The organism is Streptomyces silaceus (assembly GCF_001419745.1).
Classification (GTDB): Bacteria; Actinomycetota; Actinomycetes; order Streptomycetales; family Streptomycetaceae; genus Streptomyces; species Streptomyces silaceus.
In genome coordinates this window covers 1-22571 of sequence record NZ_LIRJ01000086.1, presented here as the reverse complement: position 1 = coordinate 22571, position 22571 = coordinate 1, and the positions used below count along the sequence as shown (strand labels likewise).

The window sequence follows — 22571 nt, the reverse complement described above, 5'->3', positions numbered from 1 at the left end:
CGCCGGACGGGCCGTGGGACGTAGGCCCCGCGCGGCGGGGACGGTGTCCGGGCGCTCCCGGGACCAACGTCCCTGGCCCGCCCGCGCCGGGCACGCACACCCTTGAGGACCATGCCCGCATCCTCCGTCACCGCCCGCGTCCCCGTCGGCCGCGCCCTCAGCCTGCTGATGCTGGGCGCGGGACTGCTCGGCACGCTCGCCTCGACCGTGCTCACCCACGACCGCATCGCGTCCCTCGCCGACCCGGCCTTCGCGCCGGGCTGCAACATCAGCGCGGTGCTCAGCTGCGGCGACGTCATGGACGCCTGGCAGAGCGACGTGTTCGGCTTCCCCGGCATGCTGCTGGGCGTCGTGGGCTTCGCCGCGCTGGCGATGCTCGGCCTCGTCCTCGCCACGGGCGCCACGGTGCCGGTGTGGCTGTGGTGGACGGTGCAGGCGGCGGTGACGGCGGCGTTCGCCTTCGTGGTCTGGCTGATCGTCCAGTGCCTGTACGTGATCGGGGCGCTGTGCCCGTGGTGCCTGCTCGTGTGGGCGGTGGTCCTGCCCCTGTTCTGGTACGTCACGCTGCACACCCTCCGCCGCGGCCTGCTGCCCGCCCCGCGCCGCCTGACGGAGGAGCTGTGCCGGTACGCGTGGGTGGGCCCGATGCTGATGTACGGGGTACTGGCGATGCTGATCGTGACGCGCTTCGGCGACCGGCTGTGGTGACCGCCCTCCGGATTGCGGCGGCCGAGGCTCAGTCCGCGAGCACCTGGCGCGCCAGCGCCAGGAGGTCGGGAAGGGCCGGGTGGGCGAAGGCGGGGCGCCAGGCCAGGACGACGGGGACCGTGGGCGCGTCCGCGAGCGGGCGGTAGATCAAGGAGGGGTGCGCGTGATTGCTCGGGGTGGCCGCCGTGGAGATCCCCACGGCGCGGCCCGCGGCGATCGCCATGAGCCACTCGTCGGTGTTCGTCACCTCGATGGTTCCCACCGGGCGGGCCGTCGGCGGCCACAGGGCCGTCGTCGTCGTACCGGAGACGGTGTTGACGGCGATCGTGTGGCCGGCGAGGTCGGCCAGCGTGATGCGCGCGAGCCCGGTCAGCGGGCTGTCCGTCGGCATGACCACGACCCGCTCCTCCGACACGAGCAGCTCCGTGCGCAGTCCGGGCGTCCCGACGGCACCGCGCAGCAGGGCCGCGTCGACCTTGCCCTGGGTGAGGCCCGCCGTGCGGTCGTCGACGCGGAGCAGCTCCAGCGGGGTTCCGGGGTGCGTCTCGTCCCAGCGGCGCAGCAGCGGGACGGTGTGGACGCCGAGTGCCGCCCAGGTGTGCCCCAGGCGCAGCGGACGCCCGCTCAACCCGCCCGGATCCAGGGCGGACTCGACGGCGGCGAGCGCGGCGGCGGCCTTGTCGCGGAACGCGCGGCCCTCGGCGGTGAGCGCGAAGTGATGAGTGGAGCGGTCGGCCAGGCGCACGCCCAGGTGGTCCTCGATCTGGCGCAGGGTGCGGGAGAGCGCGGGCTGGGCGACATGGAGGCGGGCGGCGGCGCGGGTGACGTTGCCCTCCTCGGCGATGGTGAGGAACGCCCGGAGATGCCGCAGCTCGATCGTCATGCTTCAGAAGCATAACCGCAGGGAAATCGGCATTTCACACGCGCCGACGGGATTCCTAGCGTGAGAGGCATGACAACGACAGCGCAGAACACGCCCACGCCGACGGCCGAGCCGGTGCTCCTTCGGCACGCCCCGGGGCGCGGCAGTCTCGGCGGCGTCGGACTGGTGCTGGCCGGGGCGGTGTCCGTGCAGTTCGGCTCGGCCTTCGCCGCGCTGCTGTTCCCCCGGGCCGGCGCGCTCGGCACGGTCGCCCTGCGGGTGACGCTCGCCGCGCTGCTGCTCCTGGCCGTCACCCGCCCGCGGCTGCGCGGGCTCTCACGCGCCGACTGGGCCGTGGCCGGCGGCTACGGCCTGGCGCTCGGCGGCATGAACATCCTCTTCTATCAGGCGATCGACCGGATCCCGCTGGGCGCGGCGGTCACCCTCGAAGTGCTCGGGCCGCTCCTCCTCTCCGTCGTCACCGCACGCCGTGCCGTCAGCTTCCTGTGGGCCGGGCTCGCGCTGGCCGGGGTGTACCTGCTGGGCCGCGGCGGCTTCGGCGGACTCGACCCGGCCGGAGCGGCGTTCGCGCTGGGGGCGGGGGCCCTGTGGGCGGCGTACATCGTGCAGGGCGCCCGCGCAGGGGCGCGCTTCCCGCGCCTGGACGGCCTGGCGATCGCGATGGCCTTCGCGGCCCTGGTCAGCCTGCCGCTGGGCATCGGGTCGGCGGGCGGCGTGCTCCTCGAACCGGGCGTGCTCGCGCTGGGCCTCGCGATCGCGGTGATGTCCTCGGGCGTGCCCTACACCCTGGAACTGCTCGCCCTGCGCCGGCTGCCCGCGTCGACGTTCGCCGTCCTGGCCAGCCTGGCACCCGCCGTCGCCGCGCTGGCGGGCTATCTGGTCCTCGACCAGGGGATGTCGTGGCAGCAGTGCGCGGCGATCGCGATGGTGGTCGCGGCGAGCGCGGGGGCGGTGCTCATGGGCAGGCGCTGAGGCGGGGCACCGTGGTTCCCGCACGCGTGTCACCGGGAGTCCTCGGACTCTTGGCGTGGGGCGGGCTTGCGTACCGTGCGCCAACGCAACCGCACCTGTTCGACGATGCTGTCCCACTGCCGGCGGACCTCGTGGTGGGACGGACGTCGTCCCTGACGGATCTGGACGAGCTCGTCGCGTACCTCCCGTCCCAGGGCCGCTGACGCGACGAGGATGAGCATGGCGGTGAAGAGGGCGGAGGCCATCCCGAAGACGGCGCCGGCCGCTCCGTAGCGCGAGGCGTAGGAATTGAACAGACGCGGGAGATAGGCGGTCGCGACCACGGAGTAGGCCGCGGACAGGACCGCCGCGGAGATCGCGAAGGGGAGCAGGACCGCCCGTGCCAGGCGCTTGGCGGAGAGGATCCATCCGCTCCAGGTGAGGAACACGGCGGTCACCGGAATCTCGCACACCGCGGCCGCGAGTCCCAGGTGCCCCCAGCCCAGGGCGGCGTAGATCCACCCGATCACCGCGGTGTAGAGGCTGAGCGTGCAGATCCACTCCAGGCCGTTGCGCGTGTTGCGCACACCGAGCGGCCTCAGGTCCCAGGTCTGCTCGAACAGCCGTTGTAGGGCTCTGGAGAAACTCAGCACCGAGATCGCCAGGAACACCATTCCGAAGACGCCGACGCCGGCGCTCGTGGCTCCCGCGGAGAACACGGATCTGACGGCCTCGGCACCGCCGCCGGTGAGACCGTAGCGATTGACCATCCGCGCTCCGGCCTCCTCGCCGAAGAGAGCGCCGCTCAGCATGGCGAGCGGGATCAGCGCGCTGAGCGCACCGGAGGCCAGGGCCATCGAACGGTCGAAACCGGCGACCTTCTGGAACCGGTTGACGACGCGCAGCACGAAGTCGGGACGCAGCCAGAATGTCAGCGTTCTGAAGAGGCGCTCGCGATCCATGGCCAGCGTCCTGTCCTCAGCAGATTCAGGACCGTACGTGGTGGGGCGAGCCTAGGGGACGGCCGCCCGCGGGGCGAGGGGCAGCACGGGAAATGCCCTCATCCCGCTGTCCGTGAGGCCTGCCGGCGCTGGTCGCGTCGGCGTTCGCCGAGGTAGGTCTCCAACTCGGCGGCGCCGCTCAGCATCGCCCGCCCCCGGGCGGCGAGCCGGCCGCGCCAGTCGTCCAGCGCGGTCTCCAGCGGTTCCAGGCCGCCGGCCGTCCGCACCTGGTCGATGAGCGGGGCGATCTGCTCCAACAGATAGCCGCCGCGCCGGAGTTGGTGGGTCAGCCGGGCGTCCCGTACGTCGGCCTCGTCGTAGACGCGGTATCCGGTCCGTGGATCACGGTCCGGGCTCAGCAATCCGGCGCGCTCCCACTTGCGCAGCGTCGCGGGGCGGATGCCGAGCTTCTCGGCCAGGGAGCCGATGAACGCGCCGTCGGGGCCGGAAGCGCCGTGGGGCCCGGAGGCGGGGCCGGGGCGGGGCGGCTCGGTGGGCTCCAGGCCGCGCAGCGCGTGCTCCACCGCCTGGAGGGTGCGGCGGTCGTCGAGGAGCTGGGCGTGGCTCTCGTCGATGAGGCGGAACGCCTCGTCGGCCGCGCCCTCGTTCACCGCGCGCATGATCGCCGTCGCCGTCGGGTGGCCGTGACCGGGCAGCAGGGCGAGGAACGCGCGCAGGGCCCGCGCGTGCAGCGGCGTATAGGTGCGGTAGCCGTTGGGCGTGCGGTCGGCGGCCGGAAGGATGCCGGCCTCCTCGTAGTTCCTGATCGCCTGCGTGGACAGACCGTGCCCGCGCGCCAGGTCGATCGGCCTGAGCCGCTCACCGCTTTGAAGGTTGCGTCCCACGAACCCGACGATAGCGCGGAAAAGTTTCCACCGAAGGTTCAACGATAGCGTTGAAGGCATGGCGACCGACATCAAGCACACCGCCCGTACTGTCGACGCTGCCGCTGTCATGCGGCTGCTTCCCACCAGGCCCCGACTGCTCGCCCTGGGCGAGCCCACCCACGGCGAGGACACCCTGCTGGAGCTGCGCAACGAGCTGTTCCGGCAACTCGTCGAGCAGGAGGGGTACCGCGCGATCGCGATCGAGAGCGACTGTATGAAGGGCCTGCTCGTCGACGACTACGTCACCTCGGGCAAGGGCACCCTCGACGAGGTCATGGAACACGGCTTCAGCCACGGATTCGGCGCGTCCGCGGCCAACCGCGAACTCGTGCGCTGGATGCGCGCGCACAACGAAGGCCGTCCCGCGTCCGAGCGGCTCCGCTTCGCCGGTTTCGACGGCCCCCTGGAGATCAGCGGCGCCGAGAGCCCCCGGCAGGCCCTCACCGCACTCCACGGCTACCTCGCGGCCCGCGTGGACACGGACCTGCTGCCTTGCACCGCCGACGTACTCGACCGTCTGCTCGGCACCGACGACCGGTGGACCGAACCCGCCGCGATGATGGACCCGGCCCAGTCGACCGGGCAGTCACCCGAGGCCGCACGACTGAGGGTGATCGCCGACGACCTGGTGGCGCTCCTCGACGCGCAGGCCCCGCATCTGCTCGGCATCCAGGCCCCGAACCCGCTCGTGGGGAACTCCTGGGAGGAGAAGGAGGAGTGGCACCGGGCGCGCCTGCACGGGCGGACCGCCACCGGCCTGCTGCGCTACCACCACGGGATGGCCGACGCCTCGGCCGCCCGCATGACGCGGCTCTGCGCGCTGCGGGACCTGATGATGGCCGGAAACCTCCTCGCCCTCGCCGAACGCGACCCGGTGCTGGTCTTCGCCCAGAACTCCCATCTCCAGCGGCCCAAGAGCTCGATGCGGATGTGGCAGGGGCCGGTGGAGTGGTGGAGCGCCGGGGCGCTGGTGAGCGCCCGGCTCGGAGAGGAGTACGCCTTCGTCGCCACGGCTCTCGGCACCATCCGGCACCAGGGCGTGGACACCCCGCCGTCGGACACCCTCGAAGGACTCCTCTACGCGCTCCCCGAGGACCGCTGTGTCATCGACGCCCCGCGGCTGGCCGCCGTCTTCGGCGACACACTGCCCGTGGTCCGCGAGTCGCCCTGGTTCGGTTACGCCTCGCTGGATCCGGGACATCTGACGGCCCTTGACGGGGTCGTGTTCGTCAAGGACGTCCCCCACGTCCCGCAGGCGGCGCCTCGCCCGTCCTGAGGTCCCAGGCCAGCGCCGCGACCTGCTGCATCGTGGCGACCATGTCGGGCTGTCCGCCGCCGTCGATGCCCCGGTACTCGCTGCCGATGGTGACCAACAGGCGCTCGGGCAGGCCCAGTTCGGGATGGCGTCCTTCGTCGATGACGCTCCGGGCCGCCTCGGCGGCGGTGAGTCCGGCGGCGTGGCAGGCGTGGGCGCGCTCCTGGACGTACTCCAGGTAGTCGATGTGCCCGCGCAGGCCCGCGGCGTCGAGCACCGGGCCATGGCCGGGGACGAAGGTCTCGGCCCCGGTCTCCAGCATCCGCCGGCACGAGGAGATCAGCTGGGCCAGCGGTCCCGCCCAGTGGACCGGGTGGTCGCCGGGCTGCTCCGGGGACGATCCGAAGACCGTGTCGCCCGTGAACACGACGCGCTGCGCGGGCAGATGGACGAACAGGTCCCCCTGGGTGTGCCCGGACGGCAGGACGGACAGGTGCACCGGGTAGGCGCCCACGGTCAGTTCGAGCTCCTCGGTGAACGCGGTCGACACGGCGACGGGCCGCACCGTCGACCAGTCGTAGCCGCCGAAGTGCTCCACCACGTACGCGCCCCACGGCGTCGTGGGATCGACCGCGCCCACCAGGGCGTGCTGCTGCTGGGGATGCGGATCGAAGTGGAGGTGCTCACGGGCCTGCCGGGAAGCGATGATCTCCGCCCGGGGGAGCACCCCGGCACCCCACATGTGATCGCCGTTGGGGTGGGTGACCACGATGCGGTCGACGGTCACCCCCTCGGGCAGCACGGCCCCGCTCTGCGCGAGGAACGCACGGGCCAGTTGGTGGTCGTACGGAGTGTCGATCCACAGCGCGGTGTCGCGGGAGACCAGGAGCCCGCAGTTGGCCAGCCCCCAACCGTGTCGCGGAGGCAGCCAGGCGTGCACGTCCTGACCGATGGCGCGGAGTTTCCCGCTCATGCCCGTGACCGTCATGGGACCCGATTGTGCAGACCGGGCGGAAGCCCTGGGAAACCCGGGGAGAAGGGGTTCCCGGGGCGCCCGGAGAGGGCGCCGCGGGGTCCCCCGTTCAGCGCGGAGCCTGCGCGCCGGTCCAGGAGTGCTGCCTACGATCGACGGGAGGTCCCCGCGGCGGGTGGTGCCCCGCGACCGGTGGCCCCCTGCCCGGGGCCGCGCCCGGGGGACCGGAATCCGGGACGAAAGGCGGCGGTCATGCCGAAGAACCCCTCCCACGCCTCACGCGCGGACGCGGCGGGCGACGGGCCCGAGCCCGCGAGGGAACCGGCGCACTCCGCCTACCACCATCCGGCCGCCGGATGGGGTGCGGCCAAGAGCGTCGGCGAGGTCATCTGGCGCTCCCGCGAACCCTTCCGCGCGCTGCGCGCGATGCCCGTGATGAACCACCCCGGGAAGGGCTACGACTGCCCCGGCTGCGCCTGGCCCGACGACTACCGGGGGCTCAAGCTCGACCTGTGCGAGAACGGCATCAAGCACGCGACGTGGGAGATGACCCACAAGCGCGCGGGCCGGGACTTCTTCGCCGCGCACACCGTCACCGAGCTGCGCACCTGGAGCGACTTCGCGCTGGAGGACCAGGGCCGCCTGACCGAGCCGATGGTGTACGAACCGGAATCCGACCGCTACGTACCCGTGTCGTGGAGCGATGCGTTCGCCCTGTTCGGCGAGGTGCTGCGGGGCCTGGACGACCCGGACCGGGCCGCGTACTACACCTCGGGCCGACTCTCGAACGAGGCGACCTTCCTGTACCAGCTGATGGTCCGCGAACTGGGCACGAACAATCTGCCCGACTGTTCGAACATGTGCCACGAGGCCAGCGGCCGCGCGCTCAAGGCGTCGCTCGGCACCGGCAAGGGCACCGTCGACCTGCGCGACCTGGACGCCTGCGACGCACTGTTCGTGATGGGGGTGAACGCCGCCTCCAACGCACCCCGCATGATCACCGCGCTCGCCGACGCGTATCGGCGCGGGGCGCGGATCGTGCACGTCAACCCGCTGGTGGAAGCCGCTTCGGGGCGCACGATCGTGCCGCACGACTTCCTCCACATGGCGCTGAACAAGGCCACGCCGACGGGGACGCTGAACCTCCAGCCCCGCATCGCCGGTGACATGGCCCTGATGCGCGGCATCGCCAAGGCCACCCTGGAGTACGCCGCCACCGACCCCACCGCCCTGGACGAGGAGTTCCTCAAGCGGGCCACGGAAGGCTTCGAGGCCTACCGGCAGTTGTGCGAGGCGACGCCGTGGGCGGACCTGGAGGCGGCGTCGGGCCTCACCCGCGCGCAGATCGAGCAGGCCGCCCGGGTCTACCGCGAGGCCGACCGCACCATCATCAGCTGGTGCCTCGGCGTCACCCAGCAGGAGCACGGCGTCGACACGATCCGCGAGATCGTCAACGTCCTGCTGCTGCGCGGCAACATCGGCAGGGAGGGCGCGGGCCCCTGCCCCATCCGCGGCCACTCGAACGTGCAGGGCAACCGCACATGCGGCATCGACCACCGGCCGAGCGAGGAGTTCCTCGACCGGCTCGCCGACGCCTGTGGCATCACCCCGCCCCGCAAGCCCGGCCTGGACACCGTGCGCACCCTGGAGGCGATGCACCGGGGCGAGGTGACGGTGTTCGTCGGCATGGGCGGCAACTTCGCGCTCGCCGCGCCCGACACGGAGTACACCGCCCGCGCGCTGAGCCGCTGCGAGCTGACCGTGCACGTCTCCACCAAGCTCAACCGCAGCCACCTCGAACACGGCCGGCAGGCGCTGATCCTGCCGTGCCTGGGGCGCACCGAGCACGACGTGCAGAGGGCGGGGGAGCAGTCGGTGTCCGTCGAGGACTCGATGTCGATGGTGCACCTGTCCAAGGGCATCAAGAAGCCCGCGTCGCCCCATCTGCTGTCCGAGCCCGCGATCATCGCGGGCCTGGCCCGGGCCGCCCTGCCCGACAGCGCCACGCCCTGGCACTGGTACGTCGAGGACTACGACCGCATCCGCGACATCATGCAGCGCGCCCTGGAGGGCTTCGAGGACTTCAACCGCCGCGTACGGCAGCCCCCGAACGGCTTCCGGCTGCGCCAGCCCGCCCGTGAGCGGATCTTCCTCACGCCGTCCGGCAGGGCCGAGTTCTCGCTCGCCCCGCTCACCGACCCCACACCGGCCCCCGGACTGCTGACCCTGGCCACCGTCCGCTCCCACGACCAGTGGAACACCACGATCTATTCGGACGACGACCGCTACCGCGGGGTGAAGAACCTGCGCACGCTGCTGTTCATGAACGCGGCCGACATGCGCGAGCGCGGTCTGACGGACATGGCGGAGGTGGACATCACCTCGCTCGCGAAGGACGGCACCCGCCGCACGGTCCGCCGCTACCGGGCGCTCGCCCACGACCTGCCGCAGGGCTGCGCGGTCGGCTACATGCCGGAGCTCAACGTCCTGTGCCCGGCGGGCGACTTCAGCGCCCAGAGCGACCAGCCGTTGATGAAGCACCTCACGGTGGAGGTGGCGCCTTCGGGGCCGCCGTCGGCCGCAGCGCGCGCGTGAGACGGTCGATGCCGGCGTCGTCCACGGGCGTCGTGCCGGTGAGAGTGCCGACGAGTGCCTGGGCGAGGACGGTCGCGCTGCCGATCCGGGTGTCCTCCCGCTCGTCGCCGGTGACCTTCCCGATCACGGCGTCGCGCACCGACTGGGAGATGTCGAGTCCGCCGAACGACTCGGGGAAGGACAGCGCCATCAGGCACACGCCCACGTTGGCGGAGAGTATCGACTGAGCGGCCAGCTCGGCGGGCGTACGCAGCCGTCCCGCGGCGCGGCAGCGCTCCACCGCCGACAGGAGCAGGGCCTGCGCCTCCTTGATGGCCTGCGGCTTGGCGTCCCCCGTCGGCGTGAACATCAGCCGGTAGAGGTGCGGGTTGCCCAGCGCGAACGCGACATGGCTGTCCCAGGCCGTGCGCAGGTCCGCCACCGGGTCCTCGGTGAGCGGATTGCGCCGTTTGTTGGCGAGGAAGCGCTCGAAACCGAGGTCGGCGACCGCGGTCAGCAGCCCCTGCTTGTCGCCGAACTGCCGGTAGATCTCGGGCATGCCGACCTTGGCCCGGTCGCAGATGGCGCGGGTCGAGATCGCCAGCGCGTCCTTGGTGGCGAGCAGTTCCGCGGTGGCGTCCAGGATGCGCTCTCGTGCCGTCGACATGGGCCCACGATAGCAGCGCTAACGGATCTGACCTGGGGGTATCCGGCGCTTGGGGTCGTGTGTGAGCGGTGCTCGCGGAATGTTGTTATCAACGCTTACGTCATGTGTTAGCGTTCAAAACGTCTTGGGGGGCGAACAGGGCCTGTCCCAGGGCGTCCACCGTTCCGTTCGTGCCGATGTCCGTGCGCACGCCTGCCCGTCCGCGGGCCCCGTGCCGGCGTCCGTACCGAGAGAGCAGGTATTCCTGATGAACCGTTCGACGTTCCTCCGCGCCGCGTCGGCCGCCGTCGCCGTCACCGCGAGCTTGTCCCTCCTCGCGGCCTGCGGCGGCGGGGGCGGCGACGACGACGCCTCCAAGGCGGCCCCCGCCGCGGACGCGGCGAAGACCGGCGGCCGGGGCTCCGAGGCCACCGCCTTCACCGCCACGCACGTCGGCGGGCCGACCACGGTCCTGGAGATCGGCGGCGCGCGCATCCTGCTCGACCCGACCTTCGACGAGCCCAAGAAGTACAAGAGCGGCCTGGAGAAGAAGCAGGGCCCCGCCTTCGGCCCCGAGAAGCTCGGCAGGATCGACGCCGTGCTGCTCTCGCACGACCAGCACGACGACAACCTCGACGACAAGGGCCGCGCGCTGCTCAAGGACATCCCCGTCGTGCTCTCCACACCGGGCGCGCACCAGCGCCTGGGCAAGCACGTCACGGGCATGAAGAGCTGGTCGTCCAAGAAGGTCACGACCTCCCGCGGCAGCATCAAGGTCACTGCGGTGCCCGCCCTGCACGGCCCGGACGGAGTGGACCGCGGCGCGGACGGCGAGGTCACCGGCTTCGTGCTCAGCGGCAAGGGCGTCCCCACCACGTACATCTCTGGTGACAACGCCTCGGTCAAGGTGGCCGCGAAGGCCGGCGACCGCATCAAGAAGAAGTTCGGCCGCATCGACACGGCCGTGCTCTTCGCGGGTGCCGCCCGCACCCCGGCGATCCTCGACAACGCCCCGCTGACGCTCACCTCGAAGAACGCGGCCCTGGTGGCGAAGGACCTCGACCCCCGCAAGGTGGTCGCGGTGCACACCGACAGCTGGAACATCTACTCGGAGGACATGGCGTCCCTCGTGAAGGCGTTCAAGGAGCAGGGCGTGGACGACAAGCTGGTCGACCTCAAGCCGGACGGCGAGGCGAAGGACCTGTCGTAGGGGCTCGGGGTCGAGGGGGCCGGGAGATGGGGGCTGGGGGGCTGGGGGGCTGCGGGTCTCAGGACAGGAGCAGGATCCGGTCCCAGTGCGGCGAGTGGTCGCCCCGGCCGTTCGTCACGAGTGACAGCAGCGCGGCGGCGACACCGGCGGCCCCCTGGAGGATGCCCGGGACGGGGTGCTGGGCGGGCGGGAAGCCGAACGGGGCGTCGGTGTCGGCGAGTTCGAGGACCCGCGCGCCCGCCGCGTCTGCCTGGCCGAGCAGGTCGGCGTCCCCTGTCGTACGACCGAGTCGCCACGCCACCTGAAGGAGTCCCGCCCGGCCGTGGCAGACGATGGGGCTCGGCAGGGGGTCAGGGGTGTGGTCGCGGCGGGGGAGGGCGTGGAGCGCTTCGCGGGCGAGGTGCTGGCACGCGGGCGTGCCGGTGACCAGGCCCGCCCGGTGGAGGGCGGAGGCGATGCCGGGGGTGCCGTAGCACCAACTGGGCTGGGGGAGCTCGGGTGCTCGGGGGACTCGCGTGGGGCGAGGGTCGGCGGTCGCCCTCTCGGAATCGCCTGCCGCCCCGCCCCCGGAACCGCCCGTCTCCTCCTCGAAGGCGATGCGGGCGGGCCAGTACGGGCCCGCGCTGTCGACGCGGGCCCGCCGCACGAGCCACTCGCCGATCCGGTGCAGCGCGCCGTCCTGCCCCGGAACGGTGACGCCGTGCTCCGCACACAGGGCGAGCAGCGCGAGCGGGCCCGAAATCCCGTGCGCCAGACCGACGTTGAACTCGCCGAGCGGATACCGCTCGCGGTCGCGCTCCATCACCAGGAGATGCGAAGGCACCCACCACCCGGGAACCTCCCGCCCGCGCACGGTGACCGGCCGGGACAACTCGGTGAGGAGGGCGAGCGTCTCCCGCAGGGCGGGCTCCGCCGACTCGCGCTCCTCGCCGCTGCCCTCCAGAAGCGCGGTCAGCAGGAGGCGGCCGGTCCCGGACAGGCCCACGACGGCGTCGTGCATCGCCCACCGCACACCGCCTTCGCACGCCGCCGAGGCCCGCTCCACGGCCACCCGCTGCCGCTGCTCGTCGGCGACGTGGGCGACCAGCCGGTGGCGCAGGCGCGGGTAGTGGCCGCCGTGCGGGGCGCACGCCTGCACCGCCGCCAGGACGGCGGCGGGCCCCAGGTGCAGCCCGGCGGACGTCGTGCCGCGCGTGAGCGCCTGGGCGGCGACCGTGATGTGTGCGTGGGCCGGGCGCAGCCAGGCGCGGTCGTGCCCGGCGAGTTCGGCCAGCAGGAGCGCCGCACCGGCGTGGTTCTCCAGGGAGTCCGGGCGTGCGGCGCCGGGGAACTCCTCGGGGCGCTCGAGGCGCCGGGACACGCGTTGCGGATCGGCGAGCGTGCGCGCCACACGCTCGACGGCCGCCTCGATCGCCGCAGGGTTGGGGCCGGGGCCGGGCGACGTCTGCTCGGTGGGAGTGGCGTGGCGGACGGTCATCGTCGGTGCCTCTGTCGGTCGGCGTGGGCCAGCACGCAGGCGCGGGCCAGGGCGTGGGCGTGGCGTTCGCGCTCGCGGTCGTAGCCGAGCACGCGGTTGCAGATCAGATGCGTGAGGCTCGGGACGACGCGGGCGAGCGGAGGGAGGGTGGGGTCCTCCGCGCTTCGGACGGTCAGTTCGTTCTCGTACGCGCGAAGAGCCCTCGCGCACTCGCCGAGTGCGGTCAGGACGGCGCCGCCCTCCGCGCTCTCCCGGCCTCGGGGTACATCGGTACAGCCGTTGGCGCCGAGATTGATCATGAGGTCTAGCTGCGAATCTCCGTGTTCGGGTGAGGCTGGGCCTGGAGGCGTTCGCGGAGGTCGATCTCCTCGGGAGTGAGCGGGTCCCCGGGCCGGCGGATGCGGACGGGCTTGGGCCGCACCGGCAGGCTGTCGTCCGCGGCGGCTTCCTCAGCTTCGGCCAACGCTCGGTAGAGCGAGGCGACCGAGGGGTTCTTGCCCGCGTTCTTCCCGGTCTTGATGACCAGTTTCTTGGCGATCTCCGGGACGGGGACACAGATGTTCATTTGTGAGAACGACCGCGCGCGATGTCCGTGGCTCGAAGATGCCCGGCGTGACTGAGCTTATGCCGCGGCGGCAGCACGGTGCAGCGTGAACCAGAACGTCGGGACGGGGTTCGTGCCGGGCGTCACGTCGGTCAGCTGCCACCCGGAGAACCTGGCGCTGAGTTCGTCCGCAGTGACGCCGGACCACGAGTCGTCAAACGCCCCGGGCCCGTACCCGAACATCAGCAGTCGTGCACCGGGGGCGGCACGCTTGGTGAGGCCGGCGGCGTAGGCGTCGCGACGGTGCGGTGGAATCCCGCAGTAGCAGCTCAGGTCGAAGAACAGGTCGTACGGGCCGGGCACGCCCACCTCGTCGAGTCGGGTGGCGTCCCCGCACAGCACCGTGACGTCCGCTCCGGCCGCGTCGGCCTTCTCCCTCGCCTGCCGGACCGCGCGGTCGACCAGGTCGACGGCCGTCACCCGCCAGCCGTGCCGGGCCAGGTACACCGCGTTGGTCCCAGTTCCGCAGCCGAGTTCGAGGACCTGGCCCGGCATCAGCGCACCGGGCCCCTCTATCAGGGCCACCAGCTCGGGCGGCGTGATGCCGCTGTCCCACGGCGGCTTGCCTTCCCGGTAGAAGTCCTCCAACACGCGGCGCACAAGCCCCTCTTGCTCGAGCTCCGCAGCCGTCCGAGTCTCACTCATCGCTACCCTTCCAAGAAATTAGAGTTTGTCTCTAGTGACTGACTCTAGAGATAGACTCCCGGCATGGATGCGGTCAAGGGATCCGACGGACAGAACGTCAAGCGCCCCGACAAGAGGGCCGAGCGCTCGCGGCGTACTCGCGAGAAGATCGTTGCGGCGGCGCGGGAGCTGTTCGTCGCGCAGGGGTACGGTGCGACAAGCCTTCAGGAGGTTGCGGATCGCGCGGGTGTGGCCGTCCAGACCGTGTACTTCGTGTTCCGAAACAAGCGCGCGCTGTTCAAGGACGTCGTCGACACGGCCATCGCGGGCGACGTCGAACCGGTCGCCACGATGGACCGCGACTGGTTCCGCGCCGCGTGCGCCGAGCCCACCGCGGCCGGGCAACTGCGCGCCCACGTACGGGGTGTACGCGACATCCTCGGCCGGGTCGCCCCGATCATGCCGTTGATCGCGGCTGCGGCCGCCACGGACCCGGAGATCGCCGCGCAGTGGCCCGCCGGCCCCGACCCGCGCTTTACCGTCCAGCACGCCGCAGCGAAGGCACTGGCCTCCAAGCCCGACGCCCGCCCCGACGTCGATACCGCCCGCGCCGCCGACCTGCTGTACGGGCTGCTCAGTCCGGAGCTATACCTGATCTTCGTCCGCGACCGGGGCTGGTCCCCCGACGCCTGGGAGGAGTGGGCATGTGTGGCCCTGACTACCCACCTCTGCACAGACCACGAGTACGAGTAGGCCACCGACTCTTCGGCGACAGCCGCCGAAGCAGAGTCCGCGACCGGCTACGGCTGCGGAAGCTGACCGGGACGCTCACGCCGCTGCACCGTCGTCATGATCGTCAAGCCCGTCAGCGTCCGGGTCGCGCAGCGGCCGCAAGGCCCCGCCGGCCGGGGCGGAGGCGGTGAAGCTGTAGCGGCCCAAGACGTTGAGGTTGCGGTGCTTCAGCGGGGAGGGTCGGGCGATGTCCTCGTCCCGGACCTCGTGGCCCTCGGCGCGGAGCTGGGCGACAGCGGCGTCGATGTACCGGGTGGTCCAGAGCACCACGGCGTTGAGGACCAGACCGAGCGATCCGAGCTGGTCCTCCATGCCGTCCCGGTACGCCTGGTGGATGGTGCCGCGTTTGCCGTGGCACACGTCGCGGGCCAGCTTGTGGCGGGACTCCTGCACGGTGAGCTGGCGGTTCATCTGACGGCGGTAGGTGTCGTCGACCGGGTCGACGACGCGGAGCAGGTGCTCGGTCTTGGCGATCCGCCCGTACTCGGCGAACACCTGTCCCAGCGGGGTCGGGTGGCCCTCGCGTCCGAACATCCGCAGCAGGTCGTAGGCGCGGACCTGGTTGGTGACCAGGGAACCGGCGACCCGGAGCATGTCCGGCCAGTGAGTGATCACCTTGTTCAGGTTGACCCGGTTGCGGGCCAGCGGCTCCAGCGGCCCGTACGTGCCTGTCTCTACGCCGGGGAGGGACGGGACGCGCGCCAGAATCGTTGGTCGTCCAGGTCCTTGAACCGGGGGCTGAAGTTGTAGCCCAGGATGCGGAAGATGCCGAACACGATGTCGCTGTACGAGGCGTTGTCGGTGGCGACCATCTCCGGCTTCACCCCGCCGTCGAGGTTCAGCAGTGCGGCCAGGATGTGCAGGGAGTCGCGAGGGGTGCCCGGCACCACCATCTGCCCGATGCCCGCGACCTGGTCGTTGACGGCGTTGAGCCAGGTGATGCCGCGCTTGAACCCGAAGTGCTTGGGCGACGGGGCGGCGTTGATGGTGCGGACGGGGACGACGAACCGCAGTCCGTCGACCGAGGCCAGCAGGCCGTCTCCCCAGTACCGCACGATCGGCACCTGGCCCTGGGCCTCGATCAGTGCGGCGTTCGCCGCGGCGATGGTGTCGGCCCGCAGGTAAAACTGGTCGACGTGCACCAGCCGGGAACGGTGAAGCGCCTCGTGGGCGGGGTTGATGACCGGGGTCATGCCGATGTTGCACGCCTCCGAGACCAGGAGGGCCACCAGTGAGGTGGTCAGGTCCTTCATGCGGGTTGTGCCGTCGCCCAGGTGTACGAAGGTGTCCAGGAACCCGGTCCAGCCGTGCACCTCGAATAGCAGCTCCGGCAGGTCGATCTTCGGGAGCATCTTCTCCACCCGCCCCCGCAGCCAGGTCAGGGACTTCGGTTCGCCCAGGGCGCCGAGTTTGGACACGTTCAGCTTCGCCCGGCCGCCCGGCGGGACCTCGATGGTGACCTTCGTGTCCGGCCCGGCCGTCTCCAGCCGCTCCGCCATCTGCTTCCACGCTGCATCCAGCGCCGTCACCAGCGCGGCCAGGTGCTCCTCGACAGGCATGTCCAGGCTCAGGCCCGCCAGGACGTCCTCCCGCACGGCCTCCCACTCGGTGCCGTCCAGTAGCCGGGCGCGCGGGTCGGATCGGCGGTGCGAGGGAGAGGCGAACACGTCCCGACGCTGAAGCGCGCGGTGCAGCTGCTCCAGCACACACACCACATATGCGTCCCTGTCCACGGCCCCCGGCGGCAGCTCGGCGTTGGCGTACACCACCTTGCGCCACGGGGCCGGCACCAGCTTGTCGTCGACCTCACGCGGCAGCAGCGGCTTGTCCTTCACCCGCCGCCGCGCAAGAGCGGGCAGCCGCTTCACCCCGGCCAGCACCCGCTTCCCACCGGTCGCCGCATCCAGCGCCTTCGACTCGCCCAGCAGCGACAGGAACGGCCGCACCGTGTTGTACCGGGTGGCCAACGCCGCCCGCATCGCGACGGCCGCCGAGTCCTCGTCCTCCGGCACGAGCGAAACCACCAGCGCGGCCGCACTCATCACCACGGCCCGGGGCGCGACCTCCTCCACCGCCCGCCACAGTGCCGCCGCGTCCAGATCCGTGCCGTGTGCCTCGACCAGTTCCAGCTCCTCGAACAGCACCTTCGCCGCCCGCGCCAGGGTCCGCGACGCCGTTTCCAGCTGCGGCAGCGCCGAGAGCCGTTCTTTGTCGGTGGCCCTCTTCGCCCTGCTGATCAGCCTCGTCGCCATCAGCACCGAGAACAGGTCCAGCGCCTCGTCGATTGCCTTGGCCTCAAGGTGGCGCATCACCGCGGTGAGCATTGCTGTGCGCTTGGGCTCCGCGGCCCGCTCCAGACTCGCGGCCTTTGACCCCAGCCCGTACCGGGCCAGCGCCGCGAGCCGGTTCGGCGGGATCTGCGACAGCTTCAACCTCCCCAGCTGGAACGCACCGATCTCATCGACCCGCTCCAGCGACCGCGCGAACGCCGTGCCCGTCGTCCGCGTCGGAGGCCGGCGCAACCGCTCCAACTCCGAGTACCGACCGCCCTCCGGCGTCACCAGCGTGGCCACCAGGTCCACCGGCAGCGCCGGGTCCGCGCGCTGAGCCGCCCTGGCCACGGTGGCATGCAGCCGCTTCTCCGCGATCGTGCGGACCTCTGACACCTGCCGGGCCAGCACCGAGACACCCGGCAGCAGTACCCGGTTCCGCCGCAGCCAGCCCACTGCCTGGTTGAACAGCGCGACAGGCCCCTCCGCGTGTGTCCACGCCCGGCCGTGCAGGAACGTACGGAACTTCCGACCCCACTCCGGATCGTCGTACGGGTGGTAGCCGTAGGCGTCCCGGATCTCCCACGCGTGCTCGTACGCCGTCTTCGGCCGCTCGGTGTACCGCTTCACGCACGAGGGGTCCTCGATGCCGAGTTGTACAGCCAAGTGCTCGACCACCGGCCACGGCACCGCCAGGGCGTCCTCCAGGAACAGCCCCACGTAGCGGACCGTGCACATCTGGAGGGCGAAACCCAGCTGGTGCTGCTTGGTACGCCGCAGCGCGATCAGAGCCCGGTCGACATCGTCCAGGAAGAAAAACCGCTCCAGCTCAGGTCTCGTCGGCTCCTCGGCGAACTTCCCGTACGCCTCAGCCTGATCATCAGTTAGGAACTCCACCGGCATGAGGCGGACCGTAGCCAGGCCCCGCCCAGATCGACGATCTTTCAGTGAACCCCTGCCCCGGGGGTGATCACTGTGCTAGCCGACCATGATCAATCTCAGCGCCAACGGCTGTACCGATGTTCCCCAAGGCCGTCTCCCGCAGGCCGGGCCAGCCACCCGCCGGGTCGATCAAGCGCAGCCACCCCGCGCGGCGGGCGCGGAAGCCCTCGGGCAGGTCCCGTGCGCCGCGAGCCCGGACAGCCAGGCCGCCCCGGTCGTCGTGACGTCGTCGTACCTCCCCAAAGCGCGCTGTGTGGGCGGTAGTTGGGTGAGCCCATGGGTCAGCGAAGCCACCGAGCAGGCGGCGAGGGCCGTGGCGTCGACGCGCCCCCACAGCGCGTCGGCCGCCCGCCCCCGCGGTGCGTCGATCTTCGTCCGCATGGCGCGACTGTAGGGCGCCGGGGCGCGCGCCGACAGGGGGCGGACCAAGAAAAGTGAACAATGCTCAGGTCTATTGCTCACGGGGGCATGCGATCTACCATCCCGGCCATGAAGTCCCCTGTGGCACACCGCAGTTGGGTCGTGGGCGCGGTCGTGCTCGCCGTCGCCGCCGCCCTCCTGGTCGCCGTCGGCCCCGAGGGCGCGGGGGCCGGGCGCGCCGACACCGCGAGCGGCCACCGGTGGATCACCGACCGGCAGGGGCGCGCGCTCGTGCTGCGCGGCCTGTCCACCGCGAGCAGCGCCAAGACGGCCCCCGACGGCATGCCGTGGATCGAGGAGAAGGACGTCGCGCGCGAACGGCGGTCGCTGGGCACGAACTTCGTCCGCTTCCTGCTGCAGTGGCGCAAGGTCGAGCCGTCCCCGGGGACGTACGACAGGACGTATCTGAAGCGCGTCGCCGAGCGGGTGCGGTGGTACGGGGAGCGCGGTTATCACGTGCTGCTCGACATGCACCAGGATCTGTACGGGCCCGCGGTCGGCGGGAACGGCGCGCCCGCGTGGGCCACCGGGACGGACGGGCACACGTCCGCCGCCACCGACCCCTGGGAGCTCGGCTACGTCGAGCCCGGCACGGTCCGCGCCTTCGACCGCTTCTGGGGGACGGCCGACGGCGGGCGCGATCTGCGCGGCCACTACGCGAGGGCCTGGCGGGAGGTGGCCCGGTACTTCGCCGACGACGACGCGGTCGTCGGCTACGACCTGATGAACGAGCCCTGGGGCGGCAGCGTGCAGGGCCCGGCCTTCGAGTCGGGGCCTCTCGCCCGGCTCTACCAGGACTGCATCGACGCCATCCGCACCGTCGACCGCGACCGCTGGCTGCTCGTCGAGCCGTCCGCCATCGGCGCCAACTGGGGCTTCGCCACCGGGCTTCCGCGCCTGGACGACCCGCGCGGCGACGGCGAGAAGGCGCGCATCGCGTACGCGCCGCACCTCTATCCGCTGCCCATGGACCTCGGCGGCGGGTACACGGGCGACACCAAGGGGCAGGTCGACGCGTCGCTGCGGGCCTGGCGCGAGCAGACCGAGAGGACCGCGCGGCGGCTCGGGGCGCCGGTCGTCATCGGCGAGTTCGGGCTCGACGTGGGGCTGCCGGGTGCCATGGAGTACGTCGAGAAGGTGCAGCGCATGGCCGACGAGATGGGGGCGGGCATCGCCTACTGGTCCAACGACCCCGGCCCCTGGGCGCCGTGGGACGCCCGGATGCGGCCGACCGCGCTGCTGCCCGTGCTCGACCGGCCCGCGCCGATGGCCGTCGCGGGCGACCCCGTCGGCTACCGGTGGGACGTCAGGAGCCGCACGCTGAGCGTCCGTTGGCGGGGCACGGCGGGCGTGCGGGGCGGCACCGAGGTGTATCTGCCCGCGCGGTACTTCCCGCGCGGCGGGCGGGTGACGGGTGGCGACAAGGCCTCGTGGGACGCCAAGTCCCGTGTCCTCGTGCTCCGTTCGGGCCCGGGCGAGCACTCCGTCCGGATCACGCCGCTCGGGTGAAATGGAAGAGTTCCCCCCTCTTGTCCGGCCGCACAGGAACCCCAAAGAATGCCTCTGGCATCGCACCACAGGTGTACGTCAGAGGGGGGCACCAACGATGGGAAAGAAGACCAAGGCTCTCGCGGGCTCACTGCTCGCGCTCGCACTGGCCGGCGCCGGCGCGGCACCCGCCTTCGCCGGGCACGTCTTCGAGGGGGACGCGTCCGGGAAGAGCGCCGCGCAGGCGCGGCAGGCACAGGGCAAGGCCAAGCCCAAGGCGGTCGACTTCGCGGGGACGGTGGCGCTGAGCAACTGTTCCGGCTCGGTGGTCCGCACGCCCAAGGCCGCGGCGGACGACCCCGCGCTCGTCCTCACCAACGGCCACTGCATCGAGTCCGGATTCCCCGCGGCGGGCGAGGTCGTCGTCGACCAGCCGTCCACCCGCACCTTCAAGCTGCTCGACGCGCAGGCGAACGACGTCGCCACGCTCAAGGCGTCCAAGGTGTCGTACGCGACGATGACGGACACCGACGTCACGATCTACCAACTGACCAGCAGCTACCGCGACATCACCAAGAAGTACGGCATCAAGCCGCTGGTCCTGGACGACGGCCACCCGGTGAAGGGGCGCGCCATCACGGTCGTCTCCGGGTACTGGAAGAAGACGTACAGCTGCTCCATCGACGGGTTCGTGTACCGCCTGAAGGAGGGGGAGTGGACCTGGAAGGACTCGGTCCGCTACACCCCTGCCTGCCAGACCATCGGCGGCACCTCCGGCTCGCCCGTGATCGACCACAAGACCGGCAAGGTCACCGCGGTCAACAACACGGGCAACGAGGACGGTGAGCGCTGCACCCTCAACAACCCCTGCGAGGTCGACCGCAAGGGCACCGTGACCGTGCGCAAGGGCATCAACTACGCGCAGGAGACGTACGGGATCGTGCCGTGCGTCGGCAAGGGCAGCAAGATCGACCTCGGCCGGCCGGGCTGCAGGCTGCCCCGGCCGGCCGCCGCGCGGTAACCGCCGCGCCCGGTCAGGGAGTCCGGCGTACGGCGCGTCCCGCGAGGACGTCCGTGCGCCGGCCGTCCCGCATCACGAACCGGCCGTCGATCAGGACGTGCGGAATGCCGGTGGGCAGCGTGCGGGGCGCCTCGAAGGTGGACCCCGCCGCGACCGTCTCCGGGTCGAAGAGGACCAGGTCGGCGCGGTAGCCCTCGCGGACCAGGCCCCGGTCGGGCAGGCGAAGCCGGGCGGCCGGGCGCGACGTGAGGTGGGCGACGGTCTCCTCCAGGGACAGGACGCCCAGCTCGCGGGCGTAGCGGCCCAGGTACTGCGGGAAGGTGCCGTACGCGCGCGGGTGCGGCTTGAAGCCCTGGAGGATGCCGTCGCTGCCGCCGGTGTGCACCCGGTGCCGCATGATCGCCTGGACGTTCTCCTCGTGGCCCACGTGCTGGAGGATCGTGGAGCCCAGCTTGTCGTTGATGAGCAGACGGCGCGCGGTGACCCACGGCTCCTCGCCGCGCATCTCGGCGGACTGGGCGATCGTCTTGCCGACGCAGGAGGCGAGCCCGGGGTCGGAGACGCCGGAGATCTCGATGGTGTCCCACTCGATGGGCACGCCGTGGCAGCCGTCGGCGCCGATGACCTCCATGTGGTGGCGGATCTTCTCGGCGGTCCCGTCGTCCTGGAGGCGCGCGAGGATCGCGTCCGGGCCGCCCTCGCCGGCCCAGCTGGGCAGCATGGCCACGAGCGTCGTGCAGCCCGGCGTATAGGGGTACGTGTCCAGGGTGATGTCGGCGCCGCCGTCGAGGGCGGTGTCGAGCAGGGCGAGCAGGTCCGGTGCCTTGCCCTTGTTCACGCCGAAGTTCATGGTGGCGTGCGCGAGGTGGAGGGGGCAGTTCGCGGTGCGGGTGAGGTTCACCATCTCCTCGTACGCCTGGAGGGCGCCGGCGCCGTAGCTGCGGTGGTGCGGACAGTAGTAGCCCTGGTGGGCGGCGACGACCTTGCACAGCTCGGTCAGCTCGGAGTCGTCGGCGTACATGCCGGGCGTGTACGTGAGCCCCGACGACATGCCGACGGCGCCCTCCCGCATGCCCTCGGCGACGAGCCGGCGCATGCGGTCCAGCTCGGCGGGCGTCGCGGGGCGGTCGTCCCAGCCGACGGCGTACATGCGGACGGTGCCCTGGGGGATGAGGTAGGCGGCGTTCACCGCGATGCCGCGGCCGCCGTGGGCGGAGTCGAGGGCGTCGAGGTAGCCGCCGACCGTGCGCCAGGTGAAGTCGATGTCGCTGCCGTCGCCGTTCCAGCCCGTGATGGCCCGGCGGACCTGGGCGAGGGTGCGGTCGTCCACGGGGGCGTAGCTGAGGCCGTCCTGGCCGATGACCTCCAGGGTGACGCCCTGGGCCGCCTTCGCGCTGTGGTCGGGGTCCCTGAGCAGGGCGAGGTCGCTGTGCGCGTGCATGTCGATGAAGCCGGGCGCCAGGGCGAGGCCCTGGGCGTCCAGGGTGACGGCGCCCGAGGGGCGGGGGCCCTCGTTCTCCCGGTGGATCGCGGTGATCCTGCCCTCGTGCACGGCGACGTCGGCGCGGTAGGAGGCACCTCCGGTGCCGTCTATGACGCGTGCGTCCCGGATGACCAGGTCCATGGGTGCCTCTCCTCTGCGTTCGGCTTTCGGCCGGTTGGTGGTGCACCCGGCCTCCGGCCGGGTCCTGTCTTCCCACCCGCACCACCCGTGCGACTCCCGTCGCCGGGTGCGGGTGGCCCCCAGTGGCGGCCGTGCTCCTGCGCCGGCCTCGCGGTGCGGGGCGAACGGGTGGGTGAGGGAGGCGGTCCGCCGCCGAGCGGCGGGACAGGACCGCCTCCCTC

19 protein-coding genes and 1 pseudogene are annotated in these 22571 nt (G+C 71.8%); 8 read left to right on the top strand and 12 right to left on the bottom strand.

Going from position 1 to position 22571, the window contains the following annotated elements; all coding sequences use genetic code 11:
• Nucleotides 1–111: 111 nt before the first annotated feature.
• Entirely contained in the window at nt 112–708 is a 597-nt protein-coding gene (locus AOK22_RS10270; protein ID WP_055698276.1) for a vitamin K epoxide reductase family protein, read from the top strand.
• Nucleotides 709–736: 28 nt separating this feature from the next.
• On the opposite strand, the gene AOK22_RS10265 is transcribed toward AOK22_RS10270, so the two are convergent.
• Nucleotides 737–1591 (bottom strand): LysR family transcriptional regulator, encoded by an 855-nt coding sequence (locus AOK22_RS10265; protein ID WP_055698275.1) that lies wholly within the window; start codon nt 1589–1591, stop codon nt 737–739.
• A gap of 69 nt (nt 1592–1660) precedes the next feature.
• On the opposite strand from AOK22_RS10265, the gene AOK22_RS10260 reads away from it, so the two are divergent.
• Nucleotides 1661–2563 carry an EamA family transporter gene (locus tag AOK22_RS10260; RefSeq protein WP_055698274.1) on the top strand — a complete coding sequence of 301 codons (903 nt, stop codon included), beginning with the start codon at nt 1661–1663 and terminating at the stop codon, nt 2561–2563.
• Between the two features lie 29 nt (nt 2564–2592).
• Here the strand turns inward: AOK22_RS10260 and AOK22_RS10255 are convergent, their stop codons facing one another.
• Together AOK22_RS10255 and AOK22_RS10250 are read right to left on the bottom strand one after the other, a co-directional pair.
• Complete coding sequence (locus AOK22_RS10255; protein ID WP_237773536.1) at nt 2593–3504, bottom strand: YihY/virulence factor BrkB family protein; 912 nt, start codon at nt 3502–3504, stop codon at nt 2593–2595.
• A gap of 98 nt (nt 3505–3602) precedes the next feature.
• Complete coding sequence (locus AOK22_RS10250) at nt 3603–4388, bottom strand: TioE family transcriptional regulator (RefSeq protein WP_055698273.1); 786 nt, start codon at nt 4386–4388, stop codon at nt 3603–3605.
• A 58-nt stretch (nt 4389–4446) separates the two neighbouring features.
• Here AOK22_RS10250 and AOK22_RS10245 point away from each other — a divergent pair, with 58 nt between their 5' ends.
• Complete coding sequence (locus AOK22_RS10245) at nt 4447–5706, top strand: erythromycin esterase family protein (RefSeq protein WP_055698272.1); 1260 nt, start codon at nt 4447–4449, stop codon at nt 5704–5706.
• Here AOK22_RS10245 and AOK22_RS10240 read toward each other — a convergent pair.
• On the bottom strand, nt 5660–6673 hold the full coding sequence (locus AOK22_RS10240) for an MBL fold metallo-hydrolase (protein WP_055698271.1): 1014 nt from the start codon (nt 6671–6673) through the stop codon (nt 5660–5662). The two genes, AOK22_RS10245 and AOK22_RS10240, sit on opposite strands and share 47 nt — an antisense overlap.
• A 237-nt stretch (nt 6674–6910) precedes the next feature.
• On the opposite strand from AOK22_RS10240, the gene AOK22_RS10235 reads away from it, so the two are divergent.
• Nucleotides 6911–9253, top strand: coding sequence for an FdhF/YdeP family oxidoreductase (locus AOK22_RS10235; protein WP_055698270.1), 2343 nt, complete (start codon nt 6911–6913; stop codon nt 9251–9253).
• Here the strand turns inward: AOK22_RS10235 and AOK22_RS10230 are convergent.
• Complete coding sequence (locus tag AOK22_RS10230) at nt 9201–9899, bottom strand: TetR/AcrR family transcriptional regulator (protein WP_055698269.1); 699 nt, start codon at nt 9897–9899, stop codon at nt 9201–9203. The genes AOK22_RS10235 and AOK22_RS10230 overlap by 53 nt on opposite strands.
• 247 nt (nt 9900–10146) lie before the next feature.
• Here AOK22_RS10230 and AOK22_RS10225 point away from each other — a divergent pair, with 247 nt between their 5' ends.
• Entirely contained in the window at nt 10147–11088 is a 942-nt protein-coding gene (locus tag AOK22_RS10225; RefSeq protein WP_055698268.1) for an MBL fold metallo-hydrolase, read from the top strand.
• A gap of 58 nt (nt 11089–11146) precedes the next feature.
• Here AOK22_RS10225 and AOK22_RS10220 read toward each other — a convergent pair whose 3' ends face one another.
• From AOK22_RS10220 to AOK22_RS10205, 4 genes are read right to left on the bottom strand one after another with little or no spacing between them, the layout of a single operon-like run.
• The gene (locus tag AOK22_RS10220) at nt 11147–12565 is read right to left on the bottom strand and encodes a lanthionine synthetase C family protein (protein ID WP_055698267.1); all 1419 of its coding nucleotides are present in this window, start codon (nt 12563–12565) and stop codon (nt 11147–11149) included.
• Nucleotides 12562–12864: a lantibiotic dehydratase C-terminal domain-containing protein gene (locus AOK22_RS40785; protein WP_055698266.1), complete on the bottom strand. Its 303-nt coding sequence runs from the start codon at nt 12862–12864 to the stop codon at nt 12562–12564. Before AOK22_RS40785 ends, AOK22_RS10220 begins: the two co-directional genes overlap by 4 nt.
• 5 nt (nt 12865–12869) lie before the next feature.
• The gene (locus AOK22_RS10210) at nt 12870–13130 is read right to left on the bottom strand and encodes a hypothetical protein (protein ID WP_055698265.1); all 261 of its coding nucleotides are present in this window, start codon (nt 13128–13130) and stop codon (nt 12870–12872) included.
• A 57-nt stretch (nt 13131–13187) separates the two neighbouring features.
• Nucleotides 13188–13769, bottom strand: a complete 582-nt coding sequence (locus AOK22_RS10205; RefSeq protein ID WP_208606385.1) for a class I SAM-dependent methyltransferase — start codon at nt 13767–13769, stop codon at nt 13188–13190.
• Nucleotides 13770–13877: 108 nt separating this feature from the next.
• Between AOK22_RS10205 and AOK22_RS10200 the strand changes: the two genes are divergently transcribed.
• Entirely contained in the window at nt 13878–14546 is a 669-nt protein-coding gene (locus AOK22_RS10200) for a TetR/AcrR family transcriptional regulator (protein WP_055698263.1), read from the top strand.
• A gap of 75 nt (nt 14547–14621) precedes the next feature.
• Here AOK22_RS10200 and AOK22_RS10195 read toward each other — a convergent pair.
• Nucleotides 14622–17758: pseudogene (locus AOK22_RS10195) on the bottom strand (Tn3 family transposase).
• A 168-nt stretch (nt 17759–17926) separates the two neighbouring features.
• Nucleotides 17927–18178 carry a hypothetical protein gene (locus tag AOK22_RS10190; RefSeq protein WP_157872209.1) on the bottom strand — a complete coding sequence of 84 codons (252 nt, stop codon included), beginning with the start codon at nt 18176–18178 and terminating at the stop codon, nt 17927–17929.
• A gap of 108 nt (nt 18179–18286) precedes the next feature.
• Here AOK22_RS10190 and AOK22_RS10185 point away from each other — a divergent pair, with 108 nt between their 5' ends.
• Both AOK22_RS10185 and AOK22_RS10180 read left to right on the top strand, forming a co-directional pair.
• A complete protein-coding gene (locus tag AOK22_RS10185; protein ID WP_055698261.1) occupies nt 18287–19726 on the top strand; it encodes a cellulase family glycosylhydrolase in 1440 nt (479 codons plus the stop codon).
• Between the two features lie 97 nt (nt 19727–19823).
• Nucleotides 19824–20726 carry a S1 family peptidase gene (locus tag AOK22_RS10180; protein ID WP_055698260.1) on the top strand — a complete coding sequence of 301 codons (903 nt, stop codon included), beginning with the start codon at nt 19824–19826 and terminating at the stop codon, nt 20724–20726.
• A 13-nt stretch (nt 20727–20739) separates the two neighbouring features.
• Here AOK22_RS10180 and AOK22_RS10175 read toward each other — a convergent pair whose 3' ends face one another.
• On the bottom strand, nt 20740–22350 hold the full coding sequence (locus tag AOK22_RS10175) for an N-acyl-D-amino-acid deacylase family protein (protein ID WP_055698259.1): 1611 nt from the start codon (nt 22348–22350) through the stop codon (nt 20740–20742).
• Nucleotides 22351–22571 lie beyond the last annotated feature (221 nt).

Excerpts from the sequence above, each read along its gene's own strand:
- AOK22_RS10270 (WP_055698276.1), top strand. The coding sequence starts at position 112 with ATGCCCGCATCCTCCGTCACCGCCCGCGTCCCCGTCGGCCGCGCCCTC.
- AOK22_RS10265 (WP_055698275.1), bottom strand. The coding sequence starts at position 1,591 with ATGACGATCGAGCTGCGGCATCTCCGGGCGTTCCTCACCATCGCCGAG.
- AOK22_RS10260 (WP_055698274.1), top strand. The coding sequence starts at position 1,661 with ATGACAACGACAGCGCAGAACACGCCCACGCCGACGGCCGAGCCGGTG.
- AOK22_RS10255 (WP_237773536.1), bottom strand. The coding sequence starts at position 3,504 with ATGGATCGCGAGCGCCTCTTCAGAACGCTGACATTCTGGCTGCGTCCC.
- AOK22_RS10245 (WP_055698272.1), top strand. The coding sequence starts at position 4,447 with ATGGCGACCGACATCAAGCACACCGCCCGTACTGTCGACGCTGCCGCT.
- AOK22_RS10240 (WP_055698271.1), bottom strand. The coding sequence starts at position 6,673 with ATGACGGTCACGGGCATGAGCGGGAAACTCCGCGCCATCGGTCAGGAC.
- AOK22_RS10235 (WP_055698270.1), top strand. The coding sequence starts at position 6,911 with ATGCCGAAGAACCCCTCCCACGCCTCACGCGCGGACGCGGCGGGCGAC.
- AOK22_RS10230 (WP_055698269.1), bottom strand. The coding sequence starts at position 9,899 with ATGTCGACGGCACGAGAGCGCATCCTGGACGCCACCGCGGAACTGCTC.
- AOK22_RS10225 (WP_055698268.1), top strand. The coding sequence starts at position 10,147 with ATGAACCGTTCGACGTTCCTCCGCGCCGCGTCGGCCGCCGTCGCCGTC.
- AOK22_RS10220 (WP_055698267.1), bottom strand. The coding sequence starts at position 12,565 with ATGACCGTCCGCCACGCCACTCCCACCGAGCAGACGTCGCCCGGCCCC.
- AOK22_RS40785 (WP_055698266.1), bottom strand. The coding sequence starts at position 12,864 with ATGATCAATCTCGGCGCCAACGGCTGTACCGATGTACCCCGAGGCCGG.
- AOK22_RS10210 (WP_055698265.1), bottom strand. The coding sequence starts at position 13,130 with ATGAACATCTGTGTCCCCGTCCCGGAGATCGCCAAGAAACTGGTCATC.
- AOK22_RS10200 (WP_055698263.1), top strand. The coding sequence starts at position 13,878 with ATGGATGCGGTCAAGGGATCCGACGGACAGAACGTCAAGCGCCCCGAC.
- AOK22_RS10190 (WP_157872209.1), bottom strand. The coding sequence starts at position 18,178 with ATGCGGACGAAGATCGACGCACCGCGGGGGCGGGCGGCCGACGCGCTG.
- AOK22_RS10185 (WP_055698261.1), top strand. The coding sequence starts at position 18,287 with ATGAAGTCCCCTGTGGCACACCGCAGTTGGGTCGTGGGCGCGGTCGTG.
- AOK22_RS10180 (WP_055698260.1), top strand. The coding sequence starts at position 19,824 with ATGGGAAAGAAGACCAAGGCTCTCGCGGGCTCACTGCTCGCGCTCGCA.
- AOK22_RS10175 (WP_055698259.1), bottom strand. The coding sequence starts at position 22,350 with ATGGACCTGGTCATCCGGGACGCACGCGTCATAGACGGCACCGGAGGT.